9 protein-coding genes are annotated in these 9960 nt (G+C 73.3%); 4 read left to right on the top strand and 5 right to left on the bottom strand.

All coding sequences use genetic code 11. The features are described from left to right. Positions 1-636 precede the first annotated feature (636 nt). From rlmN to QUG93_RS15920, 4 genes are all read right to left on the bottom strand, one after another. Positions 637-1881, bottom strand: coding sequence for a dual-specificity RNA methyltransferase RlmN (gene rlmN / locus QUG93_RS15905; protein WP_289475593.1), 1245 nt, complete (start codon positions 1879-1881; stop codon positions 637-639). Positions 1882-2138: 257 nt separating this feature from the next. Next, positions 2139-3206 carry a C40 family peptidase gene (locus QUG93_RS15910; protein WP_289475594.1) on the bottom strand — a complete coding sequence of 356 codons (1068 nt, stop codon included), beginning with the start codon at positions 3204-3206 and terminating at the stop codon, positions 2139-2141. Between the two features lie 138 nt (positions 3207-3344). Then, on the bottom strand, positions 3345-4220 hold the full coding sequence (locus tag QUG93_RS15915; RefSeq protein WP_289475596.1) for an alpha/beta fold hydrolase: 876 nt from the start codon (positions 4218-4220) through the stop codon (positions 3345-3347). 155 nt (positions 4221-4375) lie between these two features. Beyond that, positions 4376-5425 carry a helix-turn-helix transcriptional regulator gene (locus QUG93_RS15920; RefSeq protein WP_289475597.1) on the bottom strand — a complete coding sequence of 350 codons (1050 nt, stop codon included), beginning with the start codon at positions 5423-5425 and terminating at the stop codon, positions 4376-4378. A 435-nt stretch (positions 5426-5860) separates the two neighbouring features. Here QUG93_RS15920 and QUG93_RS15925 point away from each other — a divergent pair, with 435 nt between their 5' ends. Both QUG93_RS15925 and QUG93_RS15930 read left to right on the top strand, forming a co-directional pair. Then, the gene (locus tag QUG93_RS15925) at positions 5861-6607 is read left to right on the top strand and encodes a class I SAM-dependent methyltransferase (RefSeq protein ID WP_289475599.1); all 747 of its coding nucleotides are present in this window, start codon (positions 5861-5863) and stop codon (positions 6605-6607) included. Positions 6608-6642: 35 nt separating this feature from the next. Next, positions 6643-6897, top strand: coding sequence for a zinc-ribbon domain-containing protein (locus tag QUG93_RS15930; protein ID WP_289475601.1), 255 nt, complete (start codon positions 6643-6645; stop codon positions 6895-6897). A gap of 54 nt (positions 6898-6951) precedes the next feature. Here QUG93_RS15930 and QUG93_RS15935 read toward each other — a convergent pair whose 3' ends face one another. Further along, positions 6952-8433: a protein kinase domain-containing protein gene (locus QUG93_RS15935; RefSeq protein ID WP_289475603.1), complete on the bottom strand. Its 1482-nt coding sequence runs from the start codon at positions 8431-8433 to the stop codon at positions 6952-6954. Between the two features lie 108 nt (positions 8434-8541). Here QUG93_RS15935 and QUG93_RS15940 point away from each other — a divergent pair, with 108 nt between their 5' ends. Together QUG93_RS15940 and QUG93_RS15945 are read left to right on the top strand one after the other, a co-directional pair. Further along, complete coding sequence (locus QUG93_RS15940; protein ID WP_289475604.1) at positions 8542-9075, top strand: tetratricopeptide repeat protein; 534 nt, start codon at positions 8542-8544, stop codon at positions 9073-9075. A gap of 38 nt (positions 9076-9113) precedes the next feature. Continuing rightward, the gene (locus tag QUG93_RS15945; RefSeq protein WP_289475606.1) at positions 9114-9716 is read left to right on the top strand and encodes a dihydrofolate reductase family protein; all 603 of its coding nucleotides are present in this window, start codon (positions 9114-9116) and stop codon (positions 9714-9716) included. Positions 9717-9960 lie beyond the last annotated feature (244 nt).

A 9960-nucleotide genomic window follows, 5' to 3' on the forward strand; every position in this document is an offset into this window, starting at 1 on the left:
GTGCACGCTGTTGAGTTCTCAAGGACCAGACGCACCCCCCACTCGACTCCCACACAGGAAGCTCCGCCAGAGGGGCTGGAAGTACGTTGCCGGGGAAGAACCACGGCGGACAAGATCCCCGGATGATCCACCCGGTGACCGTCTCGGCCGTTCCGTTCTCCGCCTCAGCGGCAACGAGTGATTACTCTACACACGCCCCGAGGGCTCGGCGAACCAGGCTGCCTCCCGGGCGTGTCGTCCCCCGCCTTCCCCGAGAACTCGCGGGAGTCGGGGTACCGCACGGCCGCACGCGTCCGACGATGGAGCAGTCGACGTCGAGTACGCGCCCGCGACCCGACGTCTTCTGCTCCATCGACGAGTGGCGGGTCCGCGTCCGTCCCCGCGAACGACGGGAGGCGCGACGGGTGGCGGGTCCGCGTCCGTCCCCGGGAACGACGGGCGACGCGACTGGGTGGCGAGTCCGCGTGTCGACGCCAGGAACGGCGGGCGACGCGACCGGTGGCGGGCCGACGTCTCGACCCCCGGGACGACGGGAGGCGCGGTGCGAACCCGCACCGCGCCTCCCGTCCGGCCGGAACCGGACGTCGGACCGCTCCCCGACCGACGGTCTGGGACCGACTGATGGCCGTCGACCGGTCAGACGTCCGTCTCGTCAGCGGCCGCCAACTGGCCGCACGCCCCGTCGATCTCCTTGCCACGGGTGTCGCGCAGCGTCGTCGGGACGCCGGCTGCGTTGAGCCGGCGGACGAACTCGTCCTGCACGTGCGGCTCCGACGAGGTCCACACGGAACCGGGCGTCGGGTTCAGCGGGATCGGGTTGACGTGCACCCACCCCTTGCCACGGGCGTTCAGCTTCTCGGCGAGCAGGTCCGCCCGCCACGCGTGGTCGTTCATGTCCTTGATGAGCGCGTACTCGATCGAGACCCGTCGACCGGTCTTCGCGTAGTACTCGTACGCGGCGTCGATCGCCTCGTCGGCCTTCCACCGGGAGTTCACCGGGATGAGCTCGTCACGCAACTCGTCGTCCGGGGCGTGCAGGGACAGCGCGAACGTGATCGGGAGGTTCTCGTCGGCGAGCTTCTTGATCGCGGGCACCAGTCCGACGGTCGAGACGGTGATGCCGCGGGCGCTCATGCCGAGCCCGTGCGGCTGCGGCGCGACCATGGTGCGCACCGCCTCCACCACGCGCTTGTAGTTGGCAAGCGGCTCCCCCATGCCCATGAAGACGATGTTCGTCACGCGCTCGGCGTCGACCCGGTCCTGCCCGCCCTTGCGCGGGTCGCCCCCGAGCTCGCCCGCGGCGATGGCGGCGTTCGCGCGCACGATCTGCTCGATGATCTCGGCGGTCGACATGTTGCGCGTCAGCCCCGCCTGGCCGGTGGCGCAGAACGGGCAGTTCATGCCACACCCGGCCTGCGACGAGACGCAGAGCGTGATGCGACCCGGGTAGCGCATGAGCACCGACTCGACCAGGGCGCCGTCGTGCAGCTTCCAGAGGAACTTGATCGTGTCGCCCTTGTCCGTCGCCAGACGTCGGGTCTCGGTGAGCAGCGGCGGCAGCATTCCCGCCACGAGTTCCTCGCGCTGGGCTGCCGGCAGGTCGGTCATCGCCGCGGGGTCGGACGTGTAGTGCGTGAAGTAGTGCGTCGACAGCTGCTTGGCGCGGAAGCCCGGCAGGCCGAGCTCCTTGACCTTCTCGACGCGCTCCTCGACGGTCAGGTCGGCCAGGTGCACCGGCGGCTTCCCCCGCTTCGGCGACGCGAACTGCAGGAGCGGCCGACCCTCGGTGTCCTGCGCCTGGGTCCAGCCCTCGGTGCGCGGGCGCACCTGCGGACGCGCGGAGCGCTGCTCCTCGAACGGGGTGCGGGTCTCGGTGGCCATCACTCCAGTTTACGGGAGCTGCGCAAGTCCTCGCGTCTGCGGGCGGACGGGAGGCACGGTGCGGTTCCCACGCGGTGGTCGCTGTGGTCGCTGTGGTCGCCACGGTCGCCACGGTCGCCACGGTCGCCACGGTCGCCACGGTCGCCACGGTCGCCACGGTCGCCACGGTCGGCATGGTCTAGATGGTCGCGGTCGGACCGGTTGCCGGGCGTGACCGGTCCCGACCGGGGGTCAGCCGGCCCGTCCGGTGGGAGGGGTCACTCCCCCGCGGGCAGGAGCCGCGCGAAGTGGTGCGCGTTCGGGTACAGCGGCACGATGTCCACCGGGTCGCCGGGGTGCGGCGCCTGCAGCACGATGCCGTCGCCCAGGTAGATGCCGACGTGGTCCTCGTTGTCGAACACCACCAGGTCGCCGGGCAGTGCCTCGGCCTGCGTGATCCTCGTCGCCACGGCGTCCTGCGACGGGACGTAGTGCACGAGCGGGATGCCGACGGCCGCGTAGGCCACCATCGTCAGTCCGGAGCAGTCGATGCCGGAGTGGCTGGCGCCGCCCTCGACGTACGGGTCGCCCATGTACTGCAGCGCGGTGGAGACGATCGTGGCGCGCTTGCCACCGGCGGACAGCACCTTCGAGATGGCCGCCTCGGCCTGCTGCGTCGTCACGCCGTACTTCGTCACGATCGTCGGGTAGGACACGATCGTCGTGGTCGTCGTCATGCCGTCGGTCTGCACGACCGGTACCTCGACGTCACGGGCGACGGTGAAGGACTGCGCGTCGTACCCGGCGATGGTCGACGACGACGACGGTGCGGACGGCGCCGGTGCGGCGTTCGCCGGCAGGGCGAGCGTCAGGCTCGAGGTCACGGCGAGCGCAGGGGCGAGCAGGATCGCCGCACGCTTGGCGTTCACGGCCCGGCGGACGTGCCGGGGATCCGCCGCACGCTCGGCGCGGAGGACGGCCGAGCGCGACAGCACCGCGGACCCGGCGACGGCCGTCGAGGCGACCGGACGCGACACGGGGACGGCGACCATGCTGACGGCCCGGGTCTGCGATGCGCGGTCCTGCACTGCGCGGTCCTGCTCGGCACGGGTCGGCACTGCGCGGGCCTGCTCGGCACGGGTCGGCACTGCGCGGGCCTGCTCAGCACGGGTCGGCACTGCGCGGTCCTGCTCGACGTGTGCCTGGTCGACGGGCACCACATGATCGGCGTCGGGCGCGTGAGCGGCTCGACGGCCACGAGGGCGACGCGGTTCCGCGGGCACGGTCGGCTCGGGTGCTGCCGACTCCTCGCCGTCGGGGGCTGCGGGCAGGGCGTGACGTCCCATGGTTCCTTCCGGGTCGAGCGAACGACTCGGGAAGACAACGTATTGGTAACGGTCCGGTCACAGCCTGAGGAGTCGGCCCCGGTTCCTGCGGTTCGTCTCAGTCTCGGCGGGCTGCGTGCGCGCGGTCCCGGGCGCTGCTCAGCTGCGGTCGAGGTGGCGCCGCACCCGCTCCTGCACGGAGGCGGCGTCGTGGTGGTCCCACAGACCGAAGTGCGTCCCGCCCGGCAGCGTCAGGAGTTCCGCGTCCTGGACGGCTCCCGCGGCCCGAGCGCTGTGCGCGAACGCCACCTCGGTGTCGGCGTCCCCGTGGACCAGGAGCGTCGGTGCCCGCACCTCCTCGAGCACGAGGTCGTCGATCGCGCCGAGCACGCGTACGTCGTTGTCCCAGCCCGGGCGGTACGCGCCTCCGGCGTTCCCGCTGGTCGACAGGTCGAGCACGGCCCGCCGACGGACGGGGTCGTGCAGCACGTCCGCGACGTGGGCCGCGAGCGCCCGGCCACGCAACGAGCTCACCCCGGCGACCGCGGTGCGGACGACCACGGCGGGCAGGACGGCAGCGGCGAGGTCGGCGACCGCAGCACCGAGAGCCGTGTGCGCCACGACCCACTCGGCGACGGACGGCCGAGGTGGCACCCACCGCGCGGACAGACCGGCGACGACCACGAGCGCGCGCACCCGGTCCGGGTGCCGTGCCGCGAAGCGGTAGGCGGCGGGTCCGCCGCCGGACCAGGCGAGCACGGCGACCCGGTCGAGACCGAGGCCGTCGAGCAGCGCCGCGTACCGGTCGGCCTCGTCGTCGAGGGACGACCCTCCCGCCACGAGCGGGCTGCCCGGGTACCCCGGACGGGCGACGGTGACCACCCGGAAGCGGTCGGACGGCAGGAAGCGCGCCATCACCTCGGCGGCCTCGATGCCGCCGGGGGTGCCGTGGAGCACGAGGACCGGCGCACCGGTCCCGCGGACCGCGACGGCGGTGGTGTCGGCGCCGGTGGCCGGCGACGTTCCGGGCTGCATCCCTGCACGGTACCCAGCTGACCTCGGGACGGACCGGGCGTGTGCGATGGACGCGCTGCGTGCCTCCCGGCCGACCTGCGCGTCCGGACAGGCGGCCAAGGCCCGGTGGCGTGCCCGCGGTCGGGCGGCGCGCCCCGAGGGGTGGCCGTGGTGCGTCAGCGCTCGCGGGGACGCACCAGGCGGTCCGCGACGTCGGCGACGGCGATCAGCCGGCGCTGCCCGCGGAGCGTCTCACCGGGGTGCTCACCGTAGTGCTCGGCGTACGCACCCGAGAAGCGGCCCATGTGCCGGAACCCGCAGGAGTGCGCGACCGCAGCCACCGACGTCTCGCGGGCATCGGCGAGCTGCAACGCGAGTCGGGCCTTGTCGAGGCGCAGGTCGCGGAGGAACGCCGTCGGCGTCGTGCCCTCCTGGCGTTGGAAGGTCTCCTGCAGGGTGCGGACGCTCACGTCGGCCGCGGCCGCGATCTCCGTCGCGGTGAGGGGTCGGTCGAAGTGCGCGTACAAGAAGGCCTTGACACGATCGAGGGTCGCGACGGGGACGTCGGGCATCCCACTGTCCGGGTCGGGTTGGAACGCCTCGAGCACGGCCTCGGCGAGGCGGAGGTCGACCGTCGCTCGCTCCGCAGCGACGACGGTGACGTCGAGCATCGGCCCGGCGAGCTCACGGAGCACCCGTTGGAGCGGCACGAGGCGGGCGGACGGCACGGAGACGGGGAAGGCGAGCGGGACCGGGGCGTCGGTCCCACCGACCACCGCGGCCGCCTCGAGGAAGTCGGCGTCGAAGTGCACCAGGTGGAGGGTGCCGGGTGGAGCCGCGACGGCGAAGGGGCGTCTCGCCGGGCACATCACGGGGACGCCGGGGCGGAGGGTGACGCCGTCCTCACGGTCGGGGTCCACGACGACCCCGCCCTCGACCGACCACCCGAGCACGTACTGCCGGTCCGGCGCGAGGACGGCTGAACCGTGCGCGGACACCGAGCAGGTGCGCAGACTGACCCTGCCGTCACCGGTGGACCGGTAGCGGTAGGTGAACGGCACACCGTCGACGGGCCGGAGCACCAGGTCGCGGGCGTCGTAGACCTGCGCGAAGAACGCGCGGGCCTCCTCAGGGTCGGTACCGCTGTGCAGGACCTCGCGCACCGAGCTGCGCCACTGCTCCGCGACCCGGTCCTCGGCCGGCGGGACGTCCGTCGCGGTGATCACGAGCGATCACCGCGTCCTGGGCCCCGGACCCGTGCGAGGTCGGCGAGGGACGGCGTGACTCCCCCGTCCGGCACGACCCATCCGCGACGCTCTGCTCGACGGAGGTTCCGGTAGCTGGTGACCCTGACCTGTTCGACCCGTCGGTCGGCCTCGTACGTCGACATCTCGTGCTCCCTGCATCACGCGCACCCGGTCCGCGGCGTCGGACCGGACGGTCCCGACGGTTGGGTGTCGGCGCGGAGGCCGGACGAACTCGTCGTGGTCGCGACGGTACGCGCGGCGCCACCGGAGCAACCGGGTGGACTGCGACGACCGCGTGGTCTGGACGGAACGATGGCGGGTCCTGCCGTCCCGTCCGGCGGGGCCCGCGCGGCGGAGTTGCCGGACCGGCAACGGGACTTGCGGAGTGCGTCGGCGGATCGGTGGACTGGGCCCGTGCAGGGAGATGAGCAGCTGCAGGCAGACGAGCAGCACGGACACGAGCAGCACGGACACGAGCGGCACGGACACGAGCAGGTCGACGCCCCGGACCGGACGACGGCGGCGTCCGCGCAGGACTGGTGGGAAGCCCGCTACGCCGAGCGTGACGGCATCTGGTCCGGCCGCGTGAACGACGTGCTCGCCGGGGTCGCCGCGGACCTGCCACGCGGCGGCGCCCGGGCGCTCGACCTGGGCTGCGGGGAGGGCGGCGACGTCGTCTGGCTCGCGGAGCACGGCTGGACGGCGACGGGCGTCGACCTGTCGAGCACGGCCGTGGCCCGCGCCGCCCTGGCCGCCGAGGTCGCCGGTGTCGCCGACCGCACCGCGTTCGTCGCCGCCGACCTGGGGACGTGGGAGCCCGCCGCAGGAGCCCGGTTCGACCTGGTGACGGCTTCGTTCCTGCAGTCGTGGCCGGTCGAGATCCCGCGCGACGAGATCCTGCGCCGTGCGACCGGCTTCGTCGCACCGGGCGGGCACCTGCTCGTCACGGCGCACGCCGCACCGCCGCACGCCGACCTGCCGGAGGAGTTCCGGTCCTACCGCTTCCCGTCGCCGGAGCAGGACCTGGCGGCACTGCGGCTCGACGACGGGTGGGAGGTGCTCGTCGCCGAGGGGCGACCGCGCACGAGCACCGGGCGCGACGGCGAGCGGCACGAGACCGTCGACAGCGTGGTGCTGGTCCGGAGGGCTCCGGTCCGCTGACGGTCGGCACCGGCGGCTCGCGTAGCGTCGGAGGCGTGTTCCTGATCTTCGGTACCCGCGCGTCCGACACCCTGCTCACCGTCGTGCAGTTCGTCTGCGGGGTGTGCGGTGTGCACGCGGCGCAGCGGGTCGTCCGACGGACCACCAGGCTCAGCCTGTTCTTCGTCCCGCTCGTGCCGCTGTCGCGGTCCTACCGGAACGAGTGCGTCAACTGCGGTGCGTTGACCCGGCTGACCGCCGAGCAGGCCGACCGTGCCCAGGCGTGGTCCGCCGGTCGCCCGGGAGCCTGACGACCGTCAGTGCCGGACATCGTCAGTGCCGGAGGTCGTCAGTGCCGGAGGTCGTCAGTGCCGGCCGCCGTCGAGCGGGAGCGCGTCGCTCGTCGTGCGCAACGACTCCTGACGGATCTCGAGCTGCGTGACCGCCAGTGCGGCGAGGTCGCGCAGGTTCGCCAGGTCGGCCTCGGTGGCCTCGCGCGGGCGGACGTCGAGCACGGCGAGCGTCCCGACCGCGGTGCCGTCGTGTCGGAGCAGGGGCACGCTGACGTAGAACCGGATGCCGAGCGGACCGGTGACCAGCGGACTGCGGCGCATCTCCGGGTGCACGGACCCGTCGGGGATGACGACGGGGACGGGGACGGGTGCGAAGCCGCTGCGGAAGCTGATGTTGCGTGCGGCCTCGTCGATCCCGTTCGCGATCCACGACTGGGACCACTCGCGGTCCTCGTCCAGCACGTCGACGAGCGCGATCGGTGCGTCGAAGAGCCGCGCGGCCATCGCGACCGTGCGCTGCAGGGACTCCTCGGGCAACGTGTCGAGCGTCGCCGGACGCCCGGTGTCGACGGCCGGGTCGCGCGTCGCCGAGCCGGTACCTGACGGACCCGTCTCGGTCGCTCCGGTCGATCCGGTCGATCCGGACCAGGTGGCCGCCGGGGGCGTCGTCGCGTCGCCGTGCGACGCGGCACCCCCGGGGTCGGTGCTCGCCGCTCCGGTGGTCTCGGCGATGAGCACGTCGCGGAGCATGGCGACGAGTTGCCCGCCGAGCGGACGCGCCACCGGGTCCTGCTCGGTCATCGCGCGGAGCAGGTGCTTCCAGTGCTCGGGCAGCGGCTCCGGGAGGACCGGGTCACGCGAGAGCCGGGCGATCGCCGACTCGACCAAGGAACCGGGGAACTCACGGCGCCGCGTGAAGCACTGGAGCAGCACGAGGCCGAGCGAGTAGACGTCGCTCGCCGGACCCACGTCACCGCCGCGGGCCTGCTCGGGGCTGAGGTAGGCGGCGGTCCCGGTCGTGACCCCGTCGGCCGTGAGCCGCTCGACGCCGGCCGCGAGGGCGATACCGAAGTCCGTCAGCCGCGCCCGAGCGCGTTCCGAGCCGTTGCCGTAGTCGACGAGCAGGATGTTCGACGGCTTGATGTCCCGGTGCACGACGCCGTGCGCGTGGATGTAGTCGAGCGCCTCGGCCATGTCGTAGCCGATCTCCGCGATGTGCTGCGAGGCCAGCGGCCCGACGGACAGCCGCGCCTCGAGGTCCTGCCCGACCACGAGCGACATGACGAGGTACCGCTGCGCCGTGCCGTCCGGTCCCGTCAGCACCCCCGCGTCGAGCAGGCTCACCAGGTTGTGGTGCTCGAGTCCGGCGAGGACGCCGAGCTCGGCCTCCTGGCGCGCGATGTCGACCGAGCCGGGGTGGAAGAGCTTCACCGCGACCGGTCGGTGCAGGACCTCGTCGGTGGCCCGGTGGACGACGGACATGCCGCCCTGGCCGATCGCGGCCTCGATGCGGTACCGACCGTCGAGGAGCGGCGCTGCGTCGTCGTGTCCCATTCGTCCCTCGTCGTCGGTGTCAGCGGGCAACGATGCATCTTCGCACCCCGACGCGCTCGGCGTCCGCCGTGCCACGTTCGATGGATCGTCCACCGCTAGCGTGGGCCCGTGGACGATCACCAGGACGCGCCGACCGACCCCGAGTGGGAGGACCGGGTCGCCGCGCTCTGGGCCGACGACACCGTCCGCGACGACGAACGGATCGACCGCATGCGTGCGCTCGCGCAGGTCGCGCCGCACCCGGCGGTCGGTGCGTTCGAGCTCGGCGGGGCGTACGACTCCGGCGGACGCGAGGCCGACGCGCACGCGCAGTACAGCGCCGCCACCGCCGCCGGGCTGCGGGCGGTCGACGCCGACCGTGCCGCGCGGATGGTCGTGCAGCACGCGTCCACGCTGCGGAACCTCGGCCGGGTGGACGATGCGATCGCGATGCTGCACGAGGCACCGGAGCACCCGGCGACGGGTGCGGCCCCGCGGGTGTTCCTCGCCCTCGCCCTGCACACCGCCGGCCGGGCCGACGAGGCCCTGCGGGTCGCGATCGAGGCCGTCGAACCCACGCTCCCCCGCTACAACCGGTCCGTCCGCGCCTACGCTGCCGCGCTGACCGACGGTTCCTCGCGCCAGGACGACGCGCAGCGGTAGCCTCGGCTCGAACGGCCGGTCCGACGAAGGAGTCTGCGATGCCCGCACGGTTCGTGTACTGGATGAACGTCTCCGTCGACGGGTACATCGAGGCCCATCCCGGTGAGCACAGCGGCCCGGAGGCGCCCGGTTGGATCCGCATCGACGAGCCCCTGCACCAGGAGTTCAACGACCGGGCCCGAGCGATGACGATGTCGATCGAGGGCCGGGTCGTCCGCGACATGATGGACCCCTACTGGCCGGACGCCCGGTACGACGAGGACTCGTCTCCCGTCGAACGCGAGTACGGCGAGATCTGGACCGCGCAGCCGAAGGTCCTGGTGTCACGGACCCGCACCGAGGCGGGTCACGGGACCCGGGTCATCGGTGCGGACGGCGACGCGATCGCGCAGCTGGCGGCCATCCGTGCCGACGGGGCGGGCGACATCGGGGTGGGCGGGGCGAACCTCGCGACGCAGCTGCTCGACGCGGGCCTCATCGACGAACTGCTGCTCTTCGTGCACCCGGCCGTGCTCGGCAGCGGGCGGCCGCTCTTCGACCCGCCGGCGACGGGATCCCGCCCGCCGCTCCTGCTCGACCTGCTCGAGACGAAGGCCTTCGCCAACGGCGTGGTCCTGCACCGGTACGCCGTGCAGCACTGACCGCCGCACCGCCGGCTGGGGTCGCAGGGGCGACCAGACGACGGACGGGAGGCGCGGTGCCAGCTGGCACCGCGCCTCCCGTCCGTCGTGGGGTGCGTCCTGACGTCGCAGCGACCAGCGCGCCGCAGCCTGCGCTCGCTTGCTGCTGCTGCTGCTGCTGGCGTCGGCTACTGGACGCGGGTGGTGCGTGCCAGTGCGGTGCGGGTGCCGCCGGTGAGGTGGACCAGGACCGGGACCTGCCGGC

Source organism: Curtobacterium caseinilyticum, assembly GCF_030363035.1.
Classification (GTDB): Bacteria; Actinomycetota; Actinomycetes; order Actinomycetales; family Microbacteriaceae; genus Curtobacterium; species Curtobacterium caseinilyticum.